The organism is Pseudomonas sp. LBUM1653, assembly GCF_059716115.1.
Window position 1 is genome coordinate 151,820 of the sequence record NZ_CP166803.1, and the last position, 18,641, is coordinate 170,460.

Annotated in this window: 21 protein-coding genes; 16 read left to right on the plus strand and 5 right to left on the minus strand. The window is 59.8% G+C overall.

All coding sequences use genetic code 11. From position 1 onward, the window contains the following. The first annotated feature begins 40 nt into the window (after positions 1-40). Positions 41-574 carry a hypothetical protein gene (locus tag ACA054_RS00705; RefSeq protein WP_497687760.1) on the plus strand — a complete coding sequence of 178 codons (534 nt, stop codon included), beginning with the start codon at positions 41-43 and terminating at the stop codon, positions 572-574. A gap of 12 nt (positions 575-586) precedes the next feature. Here ACA054_RS00705 and ACA054_RS00710 read toward each other — a convergent pair whose 3' ends face one another. Then, complete coding sequence (locus ACA054_RS00710; protein WP_497637394.1) at positions 587-1,345, minus strand: slipin family protein; 759 nt, start codon at positions 1,343-1,345, stop codon at positions 587-589. A 2-nt stretch (positions 1,346-1,347) separates the two neighbouring features. Beyond that, a complete protein-coding gene (locus ACA054_RS00715) occupies positions 1,348-1,881 on the minus strand; it encodes an NfeD family protein (protein WP_497687761.1) in 534 nt (177 codons plus the stop codon). A 196-nt stretch (positions 1,882-2,077) separates the two neighbouring features. Between ACA054_RS00715 and ACA054_RS00720 the strand changes: the two genes are divergently transcribed. The 9 genes from ACA054_RS00720 to ACA054_RS00760 all read left to right on the plus strand — a co-directional run bounded on the left by ACA054_RS00720 (position 2,078) and on the right by ACA054_RS00760 (position 10,598). Then, positions 2,078-2,539, plus strand: a complete 462-nt coding sequence (locus ACA054_RS00720) for an aminoacyl-tRNA deacylase (protein WP_497687762.1) — start codon at positions 2,078-2,080, stop codon at positions 2,537-2,539. A gap of 145 nt (positions 2,540-2,684) precedes the next feature. Next, on the plus strand, positions 2,685-2,930 hold the full coding sequence (locus tag ACA054_RS00725; RefSeq protein ID WP_497687763.1) for a DUF2789 domain-containing protein: 246 nt from the start codon (positions 2,685-2,687) through the stop codon (positions 2,928-2,930). A 116-nt stretch (positions 2,931-3,046) separates the two neighbouring features. Continuing rightward, positions 3,047-3,475 carry a MarR family winged helix-turn-helix transcriptional regulator gene (locus ACA054_RS00730; RefSeq protein WP_497687764.1) on the plus strand — a complete coding sequence of 143 codons (429 nt, stop codon included), beginning with the start codon at positions 3,047-3,049 and terminating at the stop codon, positions 3,473-3,475. Beyond that, on the plus strand, positions 3,472-5,544 hold the full coding sequence (locus tag ACA054_RS00735) for an FUSC family protein (protein WP_497687765.1): 2,073 nt from the start codon (positions 3,472-3,474) through the stop codon (positions 5,542-5,544). Before ACA054_RS00730 ends, ACA054_RS00735 begins: the two co-directional genes overlap by 4 nt. Continuing rightward, on the plus strand, positions 5,541-5,750 hold the full coding sequence (locus ACA054_RS00740; protein ID WP_008059581.1) for a DUF1656 domain-containing protein: 210 nt from the start codon (positions 5,541-5,543) through the stop codon (positions 5,748-5,750). The genes ACA054_RS00735 and ACA054_RS00740 overlap by 4 nt, the downstream gene beginning before the upstream one ends. After that, complete coding sequence (locus ACA054_RS00745) at positions 5,747-6,634, plus strand: efflux RND transporter periplasmic adaptor subunit (protein ID WP_083349976.1); 888 nt, start codon at positions 5,747-5,749, stop codon at positions 6,632-6,634. The genes ACA054_RS00740 and ACA054_RS00745 overlap by 4 nt, the downstream gene beginning before the upstream one ends. Next, positions 6,631-8,079 carry an efflux transporter outer membrane subunit gene (locus tag ACA054_RS00750; RefSeq protein WP_497687766.1) on the plus strand — a complete coding sequence of 483 codons (1,449 nt, stop codon included), beginning with the start codon at positions 6,631-6,633 and terminating at the stop codon, positions 8,077-8,079. Before ACA054_RS00745 ends, ACA054_RS00750 begins: the two co-directional genes overlap by 4 nt. Positions 8,080-8,172: 93 nt before the next feature. Further along, complete coding sequence (locus tag ACA054_RS00755; protein ID WP_497687767.1) at positions 8,173-8,808, plus strand: NADH:ubiquinone oxidoreductase subunit N; 636 nt, start codon at positions 8,173-8,175, stop codon at positions 8,806-8,808. Positions 8,809-9,086: 278 nt separating this feature from the next. Continuing rightward, a complete protein-coding gene (locus tag ACA054_RS00760) occupies positions 9,087-10,598 on the plus strand; it encodes a YdgA family protein (protein ID WP_497687768.1) in 1,512 nt (503 codons plus the stop codon). A 110-nt stretch (positions 10,599-10,708) separates the two neighbouring features. Here ACA054_RS00760 and ACA054_RS00765 read toward each other — a convergent pair whose 3' ends face one another. Further along, on the minus strand, positions 10,709-12,232 hold the full coding sequence (locus ACA054_RS00765; protein ID WP_497687769.1) for an FAD-dependent oxidoreductase: 1,524 nt from the start codon (positions 12,230-12,232) through the stop codon (positions 10,709-10,711). A gap of 140 nt (positions 12,233-12,372) precedes the next feature. On the opposite strand from ACA054_RS00765, the gene ACA054_RS00770 reads away from it, so the two are divergent. The 6 genes from ACA054_RS00770 (at position 12,373) to ACA054_RS00795 (ending at position 16,672) form a co-directional block, all read left to right on the plus strand. Beyond that, positions 12,373-12,936, plus strand: coding sequence for a YbhB/YbcL family Raf kinase inhibitor-like protein (locus tag ACA054_RS00770; RefSeq protein ID WP_497687770.1), 564 nt, complete (start codon positions 12,373-12,375; stop codon positions 12,934-12,936). A gap of 84 nt (positions 12,937-13,020) precedes the next feature. Next, positions 13,021-14,748: a vWA domain-containing protein gene (locus tag ACA054_RS00775; RefSeq protein WP_497687771.1), complete on the plus strand. Its 1,728-nt coding sequence runs from the start codon at positions 13,021-13,023 to the stop codon at positions 14,746-14,748. A gap of 29 nt (positions 14,749-14,777) precedes the next feature. Then, the gene (locus tag ACA054_RS00780; protein ID WP_497690221.1) at positions 14,778-15,359 is read left to right on the plus strand and encodes an RNA polymerase sigma factor; all 582 of its coding nucleotides are present in this window, start codon (positions 14,778-14,780) and stop codon (positions 15,357-15,359) included. Continuing rightward, the gene (locus tag ACA054_RS00785; protein WP_497687772.1) at positions 15,356-15,949 is read left to right on the plus strand and encodes a hypothetical protein; all 594 of its coding nucleotides are present in this window, start codon (positions 15,356-15,358) and stop codon (positions 15,947-15,949) included. The genes ACA054_RS00780 and ACA054_RS00785 overlap by 4 nt, the downstream gene beginning before the upstream one ends. A gap of 81 nt (positions 15,950-16,030) precedes the next feature. Continuing rightward, positions 16,031-16,240 (plus strand): hypothetical protein, encoded by a 210-nt coding sequence (locus ACA054_RS00790; RefSeq protein WP_497687773.1) that lies wholly within the window; start codon positions 16,031-16,033, stop codon positions 16,238-16,240. Positions 16,241-16,390: 150 nt separating this feature from the next. Next, positions 16,391-16,672, plus strand: coding sequence for a BrnA antitoxin family protein (locus ACA054_RS00795; protein WP_497687774.1), 282 nt, complete (start codon positions 16,391-16,393; stop codon positions 16,670-16,672). 270 nt (positions 16,673-16,942) lie between these two features. Here ACA054_RS00795 and ACA054_RS00800 read toward each other — a convergent pair whose 3' ends face one another. Both ACA054_RS00800 and ACA054_RS00805 read right to left on the minus strand, forming a co-directional pair. Then, positions 16,943-17,182, minus strand: coding sequence for a pyocin S6 family toxin immunity protein (locus ACA054_RS00800; RefSeq protein ID WP_497687775.1), 240 nt, complete (start codon positions 17,180-17,182; stop codon positions 16,943-16,945). Positions 17,183-17,195: 13 nt separating this feature from the next. After that, positions 17,196-18,440 (minus strand): S-type pyocin domain-containing protein, encoded by a 1,245-nt coding sequence (locus tag ACA054_RS00805; protein WP_497687776.1) that lies wholly within the window; start codon positions 18,438-18,440, stop codon positions 17,196-17,198. Between the last annotated feature and the right edge of the window lie 201 nt (positions 18,441-18,641).

Below are 18,641 nucleotides of genomic sequence, written 5' to 3' on the forward strand. Positions count from 1 at the left end.
GTTATGCATCGCTATGAATGCCAATCCCTATGAGCCTCCAATGGCCGAACTTGATCGCACTGAACCACCCCGCGCGGTCTTTTTTGTTGTGGGTACAAGCAAGTTCGCGCTGATGATCGTTTCGACCCTTGGTTTGTACGTTACCTATTGGCTGTATAAAAACTGGAAGCTTTACAGCGCCGCTACGGGCAACAAAGTGTTACCCATAGCCCGTGCAATTTTGGGCATGTTTTTTGTGTACTCGCTGTTCACCAGCATTGATCGGCGAATACGCGCTTCAGGTCAGGACTATCGTTGGTACCCACGCTTGCTGGCGTTGAGCGTGATCGTGACTTGGCTAGCGGGCACTGGGCTGATGTGGTTGCCGGATGTGCACATCAGCTTTGCGCTAAGTCTTCTGGTTCTACTCTTGCAAGTCTGCTCCTTGCTGCGTGTACAAGAGGCAATCAATTATCTGGAAAACGATGTGGACGGGACGGCGAACTCGACACTGACTTTTGCCAATGGTGTCTGGTTTACATTTGGCTTGTGTTGTTGGGGCGTGGCGATTCTGGTTTTCTACGCCCTGTTGTAGTGTCGCCCCGACTCACGGCTTGGCCGATAGATCCGCCATGCCCTTGAGCAGTTCGATCGGCAACGGAAAGACAATGGTCGAACTCTTGTCCCCGGCGATCGAACTCAGCGTCTGCATATAGCGCAGCTGCATGGCGCCGGGCTGGCGGCCGAGCATTTCGGCGGCCTGCATGAGTTTTTCCGAGGCCTGCAATTCGCCTTCCGCGTGGATCACTTTGGCCCGGCGTTCGCGTTCCGCTTCTGCCTGTTTGGCAATGGCGCGGACCATCGATTCGTTGAGGTCGACGTGCTTGATTTCGACATTGGCGACTTTGATGCCCCAGGCGTCGGTCTGGGCGTCGAGGACTTGCTGGATGTCGATGTTCAGCCGTTCGCGCTCGGCCAGCAGTTCATCAAGTTCGTGTTTACCGAGCACCGCGCGCAAGGTGGTTTGCGCCAGTTGGCTGGTGGCCATGAGAAAATCTTCGACCTGAATGATTGCCTTCTGCGGATCGAGCACGCGGAAGTACAGCACTGCGTTGACCTTGACCGAGACGTTGTCGCGGGTGATCACATCTTGCGGCGGGACGTCGAGGACGATGGTGCGCAAGTCGACGCGGACCATTTGCTGGACCACCGGAATCAGCAGGATCAGGCCGGGGCCCTTGACCTGCCAGAAGCGTCCGAGCTGGAACACCACCCCACGCTCGTACTCGCGCAGGATGCGGAACGTCGCCCCCGCCAGTGCGATCAGCAGTAGCAGCAGCGCGACAAAACCGATTTGCAGACCCATGACTAATCTCCAACCGTTACCGCGTCAGCCGCGGCCACTTCCAGCAACAATCCCTTGCGCGCCACCACCCGGACCTGTTGCCCGATCTGCAATGGCTTGGTGCTCGATACCTGCCAGCGTTCGCCCTGCAAATGCACCCAGCCCAGGGACGCGTCGCCGGCCTGCAATGCCAGCACCGGGGTCACGCTGCCCAGCAGGCCAGCATCACCGCTGACAGTCTGGCGCGGCCGGGTCTTCAGGGCGTGTATCAGCAGGAATATCAGGAGCAGCGCGCTGATCAGTCCCAGGCCGATCATCAACGGCACGGGCAATTCGGCATTGGTCAGGATCACCGCGCCGATCACGAACATCACGATCCCGCCCAAACCGATCACGCCGTAGTTGGGCAGGGCAGCCTCGGCAATCAGGAACGCGATACCGAAGGTGATCAGCCAGATCCCCGCGGAGTTGGAAACCGGTAGGCCGGCGGTGTCCGCAGCGAGGGCGGAACCGCTCAATACCAACAGCAACGCAACTGCACAACAGCGAGTGTTCACGTGACCCTCCGGGAGAGTCGCAGGTGGTTCTGTATACAGTCTAGTTGAGGCGCTGATTGTATGAATTTTGCTCAGTTGTCGACCTGTCCGATGGGCGGATTTCCCGCTGGATTGCCCCGGCGGGCCTAGACTTTTACTACGTACAAAAGTGTTAACCATCGTCCGTCAGGCGTTCTTGCGGACACCGAGGTGCATCATGCGTATGGCAAGAACCGTGCAGACAAGCCTGGACAAGGCTCAATGCGAATATGACATCGTCACCCATCCCCACTCGGCCAGCAGCCTCGAAACCGCCCGGTTGGCGGGTATTCCCGCGGAACGAGTGGCCAAGTCGGTCATCCTCGATGACCACCACGGGCATTACCTGATGGCCGTGCTGCCCGCCAGCCGTCACCTGGACTTGAGCAAAGTGCGCAGCACCGGTGAATGGCAAGTGTCCCGGGAAAGCAATCTGCCGCATCTGTTTGAAGACTGCGAACGCGGCGCCGTGCCTGCCCTGGGCGAAGCCTATGGGCTGGATGTGGTCATCGACCCGCTGCTGACCCGGCAAAAAGATATCTATCTGGAAGCCGGCAACCACACCAACCTGGTGCACATGGAAATGCCGCAATTCCTGAAAATGGTGCCGCATGCGCAAGTGCGGGAGTTGAGTCAGTGAGGATTGTTTCGTCAATGCTGCCGTCTTCGCGAGCAGGCTCGCTCCCACAGGGTCACCGCATTTTACTGTGGGAGCGACGGTGCGACGATTCGACTTGCTCGCGATTGACCGCGCAGCGGTCACCTAAGCCACCAAGGAGCCAGACATGGAAAACCCAACCCACAGCCTTCCCTCCCTGTTCAAACAACTCGGCCTTCCTGACGACGCCGAGAACATCGACAAATTCATCGCCACCCACTCACCGCTCAAACCGGACTTGCACCTGGCGGATGCTTTTTTCTGGAACCCGAGCCAGGCGGATCTGTTGCGCAATGAAATTCTGGATGACGCCGATTGGGCGGAGGTGGTGGATCAGTTGGATGTGATGTTGAGGAAAGGGCGGGGGGTGTAAAAAGCCGGAAATTTGTTTCAAAACTTGACGAGAAATCCCTCTCAATGCGATATTGATAGTTAGCAAACTAACAGTGTGTATTTTCCTCCGTGCCGAATTCCCTCGACGCTCTGCAAATGAACATCAGTAGCACCATGGTGGTGGCCGCCCGGCACTGGCGCAAAATCTGCCAGACCACCCTGGCCAACTATGGAATCTCCGAAGCCTGTGCCGTTCCGCTGCTGATGATCGGGCGCTTGGGTGAGGGCGTGCGGCAGGTGACGGTGGCGCAGGCGGCGGGGATGGAAAGCCCGTCTCTGGTGCGATTGCTCGATCAGTTGTGCCATGGCGGCTACGTCTGCCGCACCGAAGATGCCCAGGACCGTCGCGCCAAATGCCTGAGCCTGACCGATACCGGTCGGACCCTGGTGCAAGCCGTTGAGGTCGAATTGGTGCGTTTGCGTCATGAAGTACTCGAAGGAATCGGTCAGGAAGATCTTGAAGCGACGCTGCGCGTGTTGAAGGCCTTCGAGTCAGCCAGTCATTTGCCGGTAGCCAACCCTTGATCGGTTTTTTTTCCGGTATGCCCACGGCACGGGACTGGTTCTACGGTGTACGCACCTTCGCGGCCTCGATGATCGCGCTGTACATCGCCCTGCTCATGCAAATGCCGCGTCCTTATTGGGCGATGGCCACGGTGTATATCGTTTCCAGCCCGTTTGTCGGGCCGACCAGTTCCAAGGCGTTGTACCGTGCGGTCGGCACTTTTCTTGGCGCCGCTGCTGCTGTCCTGTTCGTGCCGATGTTTGTCCAGAGTCCTTATGTGCTGGTGGTGGTCGTGGCGCTATGGACCGGGATCCTGTTGTTTCTGTCCATGCATTTGCGCACCGCCAACAATTACGCCTTGATGCTGGCGGGCTACACCTTGCCGTTGATCGCCCTGCCGGTGGTGAATAACCCGTTGGCTGTGTGGGACGTGGCCGAAGCGCGCACCGAAGAAATCTTCCTCGGCATTGCCGTCGCTGCGGTGGTGGGTGCAATGTTCTGGCCGCGACGGCTGGCCCCGGTGTTCAACGATTCGGTGAGCAAATGGTTTGCCGACGCGTCGACTTACAGCGCACGTTTTCTCGGCCGCAATGTGCAGCCCGAGGAAGTCAGCGCCTTTCGCGCCTCGATGGTTGCCACGTTCAATACCCTGGAACTGATGATCGGTCAGTTGCCCCATGAAGGCGCGCGTCCACAAACGGTGCGCAACACCAAAGAGTTGCGCGGGCGGATGATTCACCTGTTGCCGGTGATCGATGCCCTGGAGGATGCGCTCTACGCTTTGGAAAGGCGCACCCCTGAGCTTGTGGACAAGTTCGCGCCATTGCTGGCCGCCGCCACTGAATGGCTCGACCACAAGAACGCTGACCTCGAGCGCTGGCAAGCGCTCAAAGAACAACTCGAAGCGCTGCAACCCAATGCCGAAGTGTTGGATGATCGCAAGCAACTGCTGTTCTCCAACGCGATTTATCGCCTCGGCGAGTGGGTCGATTTGTGGCAGGACTGCCGCAGCCTGCAACACGCGATCCAGTGCGAAAGCCAGGACAGTTGGCGCGCGGTCTATCGGCATTGGCGCCTAGGGCGTCTGACCCCCTTTCTGGATCGTGGCCTGATGCTCTATTCCGCCGCCTCCACCGTCGCAGCGATCATTGTCGCCTCGGTGCTGTGGATTCTGCTGGGCTGGACCGATGGCGGCAGTGCAGTGATTCTGGCGGCAGTGGCGTGCAGCTTCTTTGCCTCGATGGACGACCCGGCACCGCAGATCTACCGGTTCTTTTTCTGGACGGCGATGTCGGTGGTGTTCGCCAGCCTGTACCTGTTTCTCGTCCTGCCCAACCTGCATGACTTCCCGATGCTGGTGCTGGCCTTCGCCGTGCCGTTCATCTGCATCGGCACACTGACGGTGAAGCCGCAGTTTTACCTGGGCATGTTGCTGACCCTGGTCAACACCTCGTCGTTCATCAGTATTCAGGGCGCCTACGACGCGGATTTCCTCAGCTTCGTCAACTCCAACCTGGCCGGTCCGATCGGTTTGTTGTTCGCGTTCGTCTGGACCCTGATCGCCCGGCCGTTCGGTGCCGAGCTGGCGGCCAAGCGCCTGACCCGTTTCGCCTGGCGTGACATTGTCAGCCTCACCGAGCCGGCCTCGTTGGCCGATCACCGGCGCTTGGGCGTTCAGGTACTGGATCGACTGATGCAGCATTTGCCGCGCCTGGCCGTGACCGGGCAGGACACCGGCATCGCCTTGCGCGAAGTTCGTGTGGCGCTGAACCTGCTCGACCTGCTGGCCTATACGCCGCGGGTTCACGGCGCACCGCAGGCGTTGCTGCGCCAGGTGGTGGCCGAGGTCGGCGAATACTTCAAGGCCTGCCTCAAGGCTGGCGAACGCCTGCCGGCACCGAGCCCGTTGCTGATGACCCTCGATCGCACCCGCCGAGCATTGGGCGGCGCGGGTGATGAAGAAACCCGCCTGCACCTGCTGCACGGCTTGAGCGGATTGCGCCTGGCGTTGTTGCCCGGCGTCGAATTCGTCGGTTCTGCCGAGCCCGAAGAACCGCTTCCCCATGGCATCGATGGAGCGCCTTTATGATCGGTGATCTGGATATCAGCGGGGTGTTCCTGCCCACGCTGCTGGTGCTGATGGGCATTACCTATGTGTTGTACCTGTTGGTGCACGGGGTGCTGACGCGCCTGCACTTTTACCGTCTGGTCTGGCACCGGGCATTGTTTAACGTGGCTCTCTACGCCTTGCTACTTGGCGCCGTGGACTCACTCAGTCGATACCTGATGACATGAAAAAACCGTTTTTGACCCTCGGTCGCGTGGTCTTGACCCTGTTGATCGTGACCTTCGCCGTTGTCGTGGTCTGGCGCATGGTGATGTATTACATGTTCGCGCCCTGGACCCGTGACGGGCACATCCGGGCCGACATCGTGCAGATCGCGCCGGATGTGTCCGGGCTGATCCAGCAAGTGCAAGTGCGCGACAACCAGTTGGTCAAGCGCGGCCAGGTGCTGTTCAGCATCGACCAGGACCGTTTCAAACTGGCCCTGCGCCAGGCGAAAGCGGCGGTCGCAGACCGCGAGGAAACCCTGGCCCAGGCCCAGCGCGAAGCCAAGCGTAACAAGGGCCTTGGCAATCTGGTGCCGGGCGAGCAACTGGAAGAAAGCCAGTCACGGGTGGCCCGCGCACAAGTGGCGTTGATGGAAGCCCAGGTCGCGGTAGACAGCGCGCAACTGAACCTCGATCGCTCGGTCGTCCGCAGTCCGGTAGATGGTTACGTCAACGACCGCGCGCCGCGAACCCAGGAATTCGTCAGTGCCGGGCGGCCGGTGTTGTCCGTCGTGGACAGCAATTCTTTCCATATCGACGGCTATTTCGAAGAAACCAAACTCAACGGCATCCATATCGGCCAAAGCGTCGACATCCGGGTGATCGGCGACAACGCGCGCCTGCGCGGCCATGTGGAAAGTATTGTTGCCGGTATTGAAGACCGCGACCGCACCAGTGGCAACAACCTGTTGCCCAATGTCAATCCGGCCTTCAGTTGGGTGCGGTTGGCCCAGCGGATTCCGGTGCGTATCGCCTTCGATGAGGTCCCTGAGGATTTCCGCATGATCGCCGGGCGTACCGCCACGGTATCGATCATCGACGACCAGAACCGGGAGCCGGTGCAATGAGCAAGGCCTCGGGTTTGGCGATCGCCGGATTAGGCTTGCTGCTGTCGGCGTGTCAGGTGGTCGGTCCGGATTATCACTTGCCGGACGAAGCCGCCATCCACCGTGAAGACCTGCAGGGCGAACTGGCGGTGAGCGGCAAGCCGGTGGTCTCGGCGCCGGTGCCTGCCGATTGGTGGCGCCTGTATCAGGACCCGCGGCTCGACCAGTTGGTGCCGCAGGCGATGGCATCCAACACGGATTTGCGCGTAGCGGCCGCCAGCCTGCTGCGGGCTCGCGCTCAGGTCGACGCGGCCGAGGCAGCGGGTGGCTGGAGCGGTGGGGTGAAGATGGGCGCCCAGCGCTTGCAGGAATCCGGTGAAGCGTTCTTGCAGCCGGAAAAGGTGCCGGTCGCCAACATCGGCGATATCGGCATCAGCGCGTCCTACCAATTCGACCTGTTCGGCACCCTGCAGCGCGGCATCGAAGCGGCCAAGGCCAATGCCGACGCGACCCAGGCGGCTGCCGATACGGCGCGCATCACCTTGGTGGCCGATGTGGTCCGGGCCTACACCCAGGTGTGCGCGGCCAACGAGGAGCGGGAAATCGCCCAGCATTCCCTCGACCTGCAAGCCCAGAGCACCACGCTCATCCAGCGTTTGCGCGATGCCGGGCGTGGCGACGAAACCCAGGTCACCCGTTCGCAAACTCAATTCAAATCCTTGCGCGCCGATATGCCACGCTATGAGGCGGCGCGTCAGGCCGGGCTGTTCCGCTTGTCGATGCTGCTGGCCAAGCCGCTGGATCAACTACCGGCCGGCACCGACAGCTGTGCCGAACTGCCAAAAATCACGCAATTGGTACCGGTGGGTGACGGTGCATCGCTGCTCAAGCGCCGCCCCGACATCCGCCAGGCCGAACGGCGACTGGCGGCCGCGACTGCAGGTATCGGCATCGCCACCGGTGAGTTGTACCCGGACATCCGCATCGGTGCGACCATCGGCACGGTCGGTATCCTGGAAAACCTGGGCGAACCTGCTACCAATCGTTGGGGCTTCGGCCCGTCCCTGACCTGGAACGTGCCGACCAACGGCGCCCGGGCACGAATTCGCGAGGCTGAAGCAGTGACCCAGGCCACGCTGGCGCATTTCGATGGCGTGGTACTCAACGCTATTCGTGAAACCCAGACCGGCCTGGCCCAGTACTCCGCCTTGCTGCAACGCCGTGAGGCCCTGGCGGACGCCGAGCAGTCGGCGAAGCTGGCCGCGGACCAGACCCATCGCTTCTTCCAGGCCGGCCGCGCATCGTTCCTGGCGGACCTGCAGGCGACCCGCACCTACATCGACGTCACCGCGCAATTGGCCGCTGCCAACACTCAGGTTGCCGTCAGCCAGATCGATTTGTTCCTCGCCCTGGGCGGTGGTTGGGAAAGCGGACGAACGCAAGCGTCGAACTCCGGCAAACCCTGAGGCCGTTGCTATGCTTTGAAGTGTTGAAAGGGCGTTCGTGCAAAAGCGCCCTGGATTCGCACAAGGCATGCGCAGGTCATGGGGAAACCAATAATGAAAAACCCTTATGCTCTCGGCTTCTGGTGCGCCGTTGTGGCGTTGGTGCTGCTTACGGCGACCTATTTCTACGGCATCATGCTGGCTCACCAGATCGACAAGGCGCTGACGTTCCTCGACAGCGTCGCACTGTTGATTGCCGTGATGTCCATTGCGGTGGTGGCCTGGGCTTCGGTCCAGGGGCAGCGAATCAAAAAAAGACAGCTTGAACAAGGCAAGACCCTGGTGATGATCTGGGACACCAAGGTGGCGCTACGGCGTGTTGAATCGGTGTTCGACCGGTATTTCTGGGGCAGCTACTGGCAACCGGGCAGGACCTTTCAGGAAGTCATGGGCGAGCTCACGGGCACGCCGCTGGAAAAAAGCCTCGAAACCTTGAAAAAACAGTGCCTTGAGCTGGACAAACAAGTGGCCGACGACGGTCGGCACTGGCTCAACAATGCCCGCGAGCTGGCTGACGTCGCCAACGCCATGGCCCGCGAGCGCTATCAACTGGACTTCTGCGACCCGCGCGAGGAAGTGACGGGTGGGGCGGTGATCAACCGGGATTTCGAAGTGCTGATCTACACCTGGACGGCGCGGCTGAAAACCTTTGATCATCAGCTTGATGAGATTGAAGTGCAGTATTCCTGATTTTGTCTGGCAGGACTGACGCCTTCGCGAGCAGGCTCGCTCCCACATTGGAATGCATTTGTCCTGTGGGAGCGAGCCTGCTCGCGAAGGCGATCGATTGAGCTCTAAAACTCTCACCTCTGAATTCCCATAGACACTTTTTCACCGTTAACCATTGGGCCGCCCATCGCGCCTGATGCTAATCTGCACCCCACTTTCAGCGCAGTCGTGACCGCAACCCGTCATGGGTTCAGGGAAGACGACCACACCTTCAACAACGGACATTGAACGGGTCATTCATGAATAAATCAGCAGGCGTGCTCCTGGGAATTGTTGTCGCCATTGGTGCAATCAGCGCCGGCGGAGCCTGGTTCACCGGCACCAAAATCGAAGGTGTGCTCAACACCTCCCTGGCGGATGCCAACAAGCAACTGCAGGCCGCGATGGTGGGTTACAAAGGCACGGCTTCGCTGGAGCTGGTGTCCCTGGAACGCCATGTATTCAGCAGCACTGCGCATTACCGCCTCAAGGGTGAAGGCGAAATGTTCGGCGAGGCACCGGTCGAGTTGCTGTTTACCGACCACATCGAACACGGTCCGCTGCCGTTCTCGCGCCTGGTATCGCTGAAGTGGTTGCCGGTCATGGCCACCAGTCACTATGAACTGGAAAAGACCCCGCTTACGGAAAAATGGTTCGCCGCCACCAAGGACGCTTCGCCGCTCAAGGGCGTGGTCAATATTGGCTACGACAACTCCACCACCGGCACGCTTGAATTGCTGCCGCTGGAAACTGCACTGGATGACAAGTCCAGCCTGAAATTTTCCGGTCTGAAGGTTGATGTCGCGGCCAGCGCCCAGGCGCAGAAGGTCAAGGCCGACGGCTACATGGACAGCCTGAAGCTGACCACCGTTTCCGAAGACCAGGCACCGGTGCAGGTCGAGTTGAGTGGCCTTACCCTGGCCAGCAACCTGACAAAAAGCACCTACGGTTACTACACCGGCGATAACACCGTCGAGCTGACCAACAGCAAAACCACCTTTGGCCCCAAGCAGTCAGTGCTGGGCTTGAAGAACTTCGAAATGAAGAACCACACCGAGGAATCAGGCACCAGTGCTTCCGGGCGCGCCGATTACAAGATTGCTGAAGTGTCCCTGAACGGCAAGGCCGTGGGTTCTGCCCAGCTTGCCATGAGCCTGAAGAACCTCGACATCCCGGCGACGTTGTCGCTGATGCAGATTTACCAGACTAAATTACAGCCCTATGAGCAGGCCGCCGCCGAGGCTGTCGAGGCCGGTCAACCGGCCCCCGAGCTGAAATTGACCGAAGCAGAAGAAGCGCAGCTTAAAACCGGCCTGGAACAATTACTGGCGGCCGGCCCGCAGGTGGCTCTGGAGAACCTGTCGTTCAACACCGCCAATGGCGAAAGCCGCGCCAACCTGGTGCTTGACCTGACCAAGCCGCAATCGATCGACCTGCCGGCCGACCAGTTGGTCCGCCAGATGATCGCGCTGCTGGACGTCAACCTGAAAGTGTCCAAGCCCATGCTCGTCGACATACTCACCGTGCAGTCGCAAATTGACGGCCAGACCGACGCCAAGCTCATCGCCGATCAGGCCACCGCTACCGCCGATATGTTCAGCAGCATGGCAGTCGGCTCGCAATTGGCGAAACTGGACAGCAACAACGTCGTCACCCAACTGCACTACGCCAATAACCAAGTGCAATTCAACGGCCAGAAAATGACCGTTGAGGAGTTTGTCGACTTCGTGATGAGCAAGTTCAGTGGTCCTGGCGTAGTCCAGGAGCCCTAAACACAACCCCTCTGTAGGAGCCAGGCTTGCCGGCGAAGAACGATAACGCGGTGCAGCAGGCATTCCGCGTCGTCTGGTTCGCCGGCAAGCCTGGCTCCTACAGGTGCACTTCAACCGCGGATCAACCTCCACGCCTCGTCCACGGGCAACGGCTGCTTCATGCGTTCGGCGAGCATCGCCATCGTACGCTCTTCATCACAGGCCACGGCCGCCGTCACCACGCCGTTTTTGCCGAACAGACCGATAAAGGGCGGGTTGCAGGGGTCACCCTTGAACTCGACTTCGTCCCAGGCTTGCGCGTGGCCAAGGTAGTCGTAGTTTTTGCCAAAGTGCCAGGTCCAGAAATACGGTACGTCGAGATAATGTTCATCGCCACCGAGCATGTTCGCCGCCGCGATCCGCGCCTGTTGTTGCGCCAGGCGCCAGTGTTCGATGCGCTGGGGCTGGCCGTTAAGTGCAAACGTCGCGATATCGCCAGCCGCCCAGAGTCCATCGGCTACGCGCATCCCTCCGTCGACCAGCAGCGACTGATCCTGTTCCTTCGGCAGATCGGCAAACGCTGCGGTTGCCGGGGTGACGCCAATCCCGACCAGCACCAGGTCCGCCGGTAGACGCTGATCATTATCCAGGCGCACCGCTTCGACTCGCGTCGTTCCTTCGATCTGCGCGGCCTGCCCCTCCGTTCGGTACACCACGCCGTTGGCCTCGTGCAGGGCCAGAATCGCCTTGCCGACGCTGTCGCCGAACTGTTTGGCGAAAGGCACCGGATGGCGGGCCAGAACGGTGACCTCCAGGCCGTATTGGCGCAGGGACGAGGCGGACTCCATGGCGATGAAGCTGTCGCCGATGATCACCGCGCGCTGACCAGCCTTGGCGGTGTGCAGAATCTGTTGCGCATCCGCTTTGGAGCGCAAGACGAACACCTGCGGCAGGTCCGCACCGGGCAGTTGCAGTGAATCGGGGATGCCGCCTGTCGCCAGCAAAGCGGCGTCGTATTTCAGCGATTGGCCGTCGACCAGTTGCAGCGTTTGGTTGGCGACATCCAGGCTCGCCACTTCAGCGTTCATTCGCTCGATTCTTTGCTCGCGGTAAAAGTCTTCGTCGCGCAGGGGCGGGACTTCTTCCGGCGGCATCTCTCCGGCAATCACGAATTTGCTCAATACCGTGCGGTCGTACCCGGCGCCGGCTTCGCGGTCGATCAGCAGCACCCGACCACCAAAACCTTTCTCGCGCAGGGCCGAGGCCGCCGCCGTGCCCGCGGCACCCGCACCGACAATCACAAAGGTGCGCTCGTCATCGGCCGGTGGGGTGTGGGCGTCCTGCAGCGGCTGATCGCCAACCCAGACTTCGTCGTCACGCACTTCAAGCGGGTAGCGCTTGAGGCTGTCCAGGGCGGGAGGCTCACACAACCCACCGTCCTCGATCCGAAACTGCGCCTTGTGCCATGGACACGTCAGCCGCCCATGACAGAGCGCGCCTTCGGCCAGAGGCGCTCCGGCATGCGGGCATTCGCCTTGATAGGCGCGCACTTGATCGCCGACTTTCAGCAGGACGATCTTGCTGTCCTGGACGCTGACTTCCAGACCACGGTCTTCGGGGATATCGGCGAGACGGGCAACGCGATGCAGGGTCATGATTGCTCTCCAGACCGGCGTTTCAATTAAGAGTCTGGTCCTTATCTCGAGGTTCATCCAATTCCCACTGCCACCGCGCGAACGGTCCGGCTATAGTTTGCTCGCCGACCTCGGCCCCAACCGCACAAGGTGCTCCCGGTATGACCCGATTGACCTCTCTGACCCCTTGGCTAGCGGCCGTAGCAGTCGCCCTTTGCGTGCAATTTCCGGCACAGGCGGCTCAGGAGCGTTTCACCCTGAACATCCCAGGCGTATCGGATGACCGACTGTTCACATCGGCCGCCGCCAGCGATGCCCAGGGTTGCGGTGGGCACAATGTGTCGCCTGCGCTGAACTGGAACGCCGGTCCTGCGGGCACGCTCAGCTACGCCATCGTCATGCACGACCCGGATGGCCAGAAAGGGCAGGGCGTCGATCATTGGGTTCATTACGGTATCAAGGCAACCACCCATCAGATTGCGGCCGGTGTCGGTGCCAAATCCGCACTGGAAGGCGTGGGCGGCACTAACAGCAAAGGCACCACCGGTTATGTCGGTCCTTGCCCGCCGGTGGGCGACAGCGCGCACCATTACATCATCCAGCTCTACGCCCTGGATTTGGCACCAGATGCCCTGCCCGCCGGCCTGACCCGTGCGCAGTTCCTGGAAAAAATAAAAGGCCATGTGCTGAAAAACAGCAGCGTGGTGCGGCGTTATCACCGCTGAATATTTTTCGCACGGTTAACCCGAACCGTTGGGGCTGTCCGTCTCACAGGATGAATGGATCAATTTCCTCCTGAGGTCAGCCCCATGCTCCTTCCTCTGCAACCCCTTCCTCTGCATTTTTTGCGCCCCGCTGCCCAGGGTTTTGCTGCCGGGCTGTTGCTAGCGATTGCCGGTTGCGGCGTTTCTTCGAAACCTGAGTCCGCAGCGATACCGCCACCGGCCCAGGCTGAGCTGAAATCCGAAGCCTTGGTGCAACATGAAATCGTTATGGCTGATGCTGCGGTGGCCAAGCGCAGCGTACGCGCGGCGCCCATGACCAGTTTTGCACCGATGCCCGCAGGCGAAGCTTATCCACAGGGCTATCGCGACGAGCAGCGTGAGCAATACCAGGCTCTGGCAGACAACCCGATCCACAGCGTCGCCCAAGTGCCGGTCTCGACCTTCAGCGCCGACGTCGACACCGGCGCCTACGCCAACGTCCGCCGTTTGCTCAACCAAGGAAGACTGCCACCGGAAGGGGCGGTGCGGCTGGAGGAGATGGTCAACTACTTCCCTTACGACTACGCCTTGCCCACCGATGGCTCGCCCTTCGGTGTAACCACGGAACTGGCAGCGTCCCCATGGAATCCGCATACGCGCTTGTTGCGCATCGGCATCAAGGCCTCGGACCGCGCGGTCGCGGAACTGGCTCCGGCGAACCTGGTGTTCCTGGTAGACGTATCCGGCTCGATGGATCGCCGCGAGGGCCTGCCGCTGGTAAAAAGCACGCTGAAATTGCTGGTCGATCAACTGCGTGAACAGGATCGGGTTTCGTTGGTGGTCTATGCCGGGGAATCACGCGTGGTACTAGAATCCACTTCCGGACGGGAAAAAGCGAAGATTCGTACAGCCATCGACCAATTGACCGCGGGCGGCTCCACCGCCGGAGCGTCGGGCATCGAACTGGCTTATCAACAGGCGCAACAGGCGTTTATCCCCAAGGGCATCAACCGCGTTCTGTTGGCCACTGACGGTGACTTCAATGTCGGTGTCAGCGACTTCGACAGCCTCAAGCAAATGGCTGTGGATAAACGCAAGACTGGCGTATCCCTGACCACCCTGGGTTTCGGTGTGGATAACTACAATGAACACCTGATGGAACAACTGGCCGATGCCGGCGACGGCAATTACGCCTACATCGACAACCTGCGTGAGGCGCGCAAGGTGCTGGTGGATCAACTCGGCTCAACCCTTGCCGTCGTGGCGAAAAACGTCAAGCTGCAAGTGGAGTTCAACCCCGCGCAGGTCAGCGAGTATCGCCTGCTGGGTTATGAAAACCGTGCGTTGAAACGTGAGGATTTCAGCAATGACAAGGTCGATGCCGGTGAAATCGGTGCAGGACATACTGTGACGGCGTTGTACGAAATTGTCCCCAAGGGTGAGAAGGGCTGGCTTGAGCCACTGCGCTACGGTCAAACGGGCGCCGCTGATTCCGAAAAGCATGGCGAATTGGCGATGCTGCGTGTGCGTTATCAATTGCCGGAAGGTGGGAACAGTCGCTTGATCGAGCGTCCAATCGTTGACTCCCCGACTGGCAAAGCCAGCGATGACCTACGCTTTGCAGCGGCAGTGGCAGCGTTTTCCCAACAGCTCAAGGACGGACGCTACACCGGCGAGTTCAGCCTCAAAGACACCGAAGCGCTGGCTCGTGGCGCCCGGGGCGATGACCGCTTCGGCCTGCGCAGCGAGTTCATACAATTGGTGGAACTGGCGCAGAGCTTGCGTACCACCACGGCGTCGAATCCAACTGCCACTGAACGACGGATTGAATAGTGAGCCGATTGAAAGGGTTCATCAGCCAGCTGTTTGCACCCGCAAGCAGCACCGAGGCCAGCAGCGACGAATCGCTGCTGGCCCGTTATCGCGAGGGCGACGGCGCGGCGTTCGAGATTCTGTACGCGCGCCACCGACAGGGCTTGTACCGATTCCTGCTAGGGTTGAGTGGCAGAGCTGAACTCGCCGAGGAGGTCTATCAGGAAACCTGGTTGAGCTTGATCCGCAGCGGCAGTCAGCCACAAGGTCGGGCGACTTTTCGTACCTGGCTCTACCAGATTGCCCGCAACCGCTTGATCGATTACTGGCGCAAACACGGCGTCCATCAACCGCTGCACGACAGCTACGACGAACAGACCCATGCCCTGGCCGACGAGGCGGCCGATCCTGAGCAGCTGCTGAGCCTGAGCCGCGACACACAGCGACTTGAAGCCGCCCTGCAAGCCTTGCCCGCCGACCAGCGCGAAGTGTTCCTGCTGCGCGCCTACAGCGATCTCGATTTACCGCAGATCGCCACCCTCACCGAAACACCGCTGGAAACCGTCAAGAGCCGCTTGCGTTACGCCCAGCAAAAACTGCGTCGGCTGCTGGCCGAGGAGGTACTGACATGACTGACGCCAAGCACACAACGGATCACCAAGCGCTCGAACATTACCGCGAGCAAGCCATCGGCGAACCACCGGCGCATCTCGACGCCTTGATCCTGTCCGCCGCGCGCAGCGCAGTGCCCGCGCCGAAGCCAGGCCTGTGGCAACGCTGGATTCGCGCCTGCCAGCAACCCCGCTGGCAAGTGGCATTCGCCAGCCTCGTCGGCATCGCGCTGATGCTCTCGCTGGTACAGCGCACACCTGAGCAAGTGCCGAGCTACGACTTCGCGCCTGCTGCACCGGTCGCCAAACAGGAAGCCGAAGCAGCGCCGCCAGCGCTGGCCCGTTCCCTGAAAGCCCCGGCTGGTGCGCCAATGGCGGAATCGGTGGCCCCAGCGCAAGAACAATCCTTCAGTGCCGACAGGATGGACGAAGCCAAAGCCAGCAAGCGTGCCGCGGCCACGGTGAAATCCCTGGACGAGCAATTGCGCGAAGTGCTTCGCCTGCAAAAAACCGGGCACAGGCAAGCCGCCGATAAACTGCTGGCTGACCTGCACAAACGCTTTCCCGACGAAAACCTCAACGCCCGACTCAAGGACCTGCAGAAAAACTGACCGGCACAACGCTCGACGATTTGGCATCAAGGCCCGAAAGCGCGCACTATCAGGCCATAAGTCGATGCGTTGGAGGATGCCGTGACAAAAAAAATCGACCGCATCGCCCAAATGCTCAACTGCCCGGAAAAGGGTGAGGAATTACGGCGGGCAATAACCGAGAGTCGTAAGGATTTTCTGCTGAATCAGCAGGAAGAGGGTAATGCTGAGGAAGAAGACGTTCTTGAAGAGAAAGAATTCGAGGACGACGAGGATGATGAATACGACGAGTTTGACTGGACGACAGAATGAAAAAACCGCTTCGGCGGTTTTTTCGTTTGGGGCGCTACCCGCGCCCCTAATAGTGTCATGACGCAGTACCTTGCATGATTGATTTAGTGTGCATACAGTAAATCCATGCAAATAGCCTCGCTCGCCGCATCATCTCCATGAGGAAAGCCAATGAGCGCGAACAAACCCAATACCGAAGCCGTCTGGGTTGATCCAGACGATGCACCGGAACTCACCGATACCTTCTTTAAGCACGCCGACGAATTCAAAGGCAATCGACGTGTTCGTCGCGGCAGGCCCAAGGCGGACGTAGTGCGCGAGCGGATAACGATCCGGCTTGAGGCTGACGTGCTGGCGCAATTCAAGGCCTCGGGGCCCGGCTGGCAAACACGTATGAATGCCGCCCTAGCCGACTGGCTCAAGACGCACACGCCTAGCGAATTGGAGGCGTAACCACGTACAGATGCGCTCACGTGACCAACTGCGCGGCACTGCCTCAGTTTGAAGCGGTGGCAGTCGAGTAATTGCCAAAGTCGCGTTCGAAACGCAGTAGTAGATCCACTTAGGGTTTCCCGATTTTAAATCGGGGAGCGCGAAGCGCTCCAGATCGGGTGTAGTGAGTGCGTCCAGCGGCGATCTGTTCCGAACTGGTGTCAGGCTAGCGTCACTCGACGAGGGCAAATCGCTGGCGCTGTACTTTGTCACACTCTCGCATTCATTCCGCTATGCCCGTACTCCGATGAACAGGTCTAGCTCCGTCGGCAATTGCTCATTGATTGCTTCAGCTATTTGCTGCACTTGCTCGCTCGTTAGTGGAAGCTCCCCATCAGCCTCCGCCGCTAAGCTTTCCCAACCCAATACATCCATAACTGCTTGCTCATACTCCTGAGCGATGTCCAGCTCAAACTTAATCGAGCTTTCTTCGCTCCCGCTTGCAAGGAATCCTGTGATTTCTAAGAACATGACTTTTCTCTGTTTATTTTGGTGTTGTACGGCCTGGTTTCGGCGGTTTTCTCATATCGCCAGTTTCAGCGTCGAATTCACCTAAGTGCTTACCCTGTTTATCGTATATCTCAACCGCTCCGTGCTGGCTGTCCCACTCATAAATTCGGCCTTTTCGATCCTTCCAGCGACTGCGTTTTTTTCCTCCCCCCTGGACGCTAGATTTTGGACTGTCACGCACCGCGTCAGGGAAAGCCGTTAGCCCTTTGGGGGCAGGGTGATACTTGATATCGCCACCGCCAGCAGGTTTTGAAAATACCAGGTACAGCGAGCTAAGCCCGGTGTCTGCCGGGAACACCAGAATACAGTCGTCGGTTTCAACGTCCTCGCCACCTGGATAAACCTCGATCACCGAGTCTGTGTTTTCCGGTATGGGGTGAACCAGGATGATGGGATCGCTGCTGCGCTGCTCAGGGTGGACCAAAGGCGGGATGGCCAGCGGTCCGCTGGGTGTCCACAAAATAGTGATGCCGTTCAAATCCGCTTCGAGCACGGTTTTGGTGGCATTCCATTTGACCTGCACCGTGCGCACGGAATCGTCCCCGGACGGGCCGGTATGAATGCCATAGACCTGTATCACGCCTTCGGCATCACGGCGGAACTGAAAGCGGACACGGGTAGGTGCGTGGCTTACCTGGCGCAGATCGTCGTCATTGTAGAGCGTCCCGTCGCCCATCTGGGTCGGGAGCATCCCCGCAATGAACACCCCGGTAGGATTGCCGCGCATGGCCCACCTGAATCCGTGTTGCAGGATGCCGCTACCGGCTGTGCGCCCCAGCACCGCGTCGAAGCCTACCGCAAGTTTAATCGCGTCGATTGAAGAGAGGGCAAGCATAGGCGCCACCAGCATGACCTTGCCAAAGTCTGAGACGGGGACGCTGGCTGTACCGGGTTTGGTGCTGCACCAGTTTCCAGAGGCGCAGGACTTGGCAAACACCCGGTCGGTGCGGGGCTTTGGCTCCGGCCAGGGCTCTTTGGGGCGGATGTAGACCAGTTCAGGCTCGGGCGCTGGACTGGGCCTGTAACCGCCGCCGGAGCGGATGGGGATGTCTGACACCAGCAGCCAATCCCCTCTCCTGACCGCCTCGATAATCTCGCTGTCCTGGGTGATGCAGGTAGTTCGCTGAAGCTCAACCAGCCCTTGCAGGGAATGCCTCCCGCACATCAGGGCGCTACTAACTTTTCGGGCGGCCACATACGGGTCTTCGACACGTAGCAAGCCCCTGTCAGACCTCCTTATCAAGCGCATTGCATTCCCTCGGATCAAGTCAGGCGGGACATTCTGAGAAGGGCACGTCGTATCCAGCAACAAAAAGACTTTTGCGACATTTGTCCGAGTAGGGGGTGGGATGTACCGAGGAGGCGGCATGAACTTACCTCTCCCCACCTGATGATCCCTGCACTGCTGGTGATGCAGGTG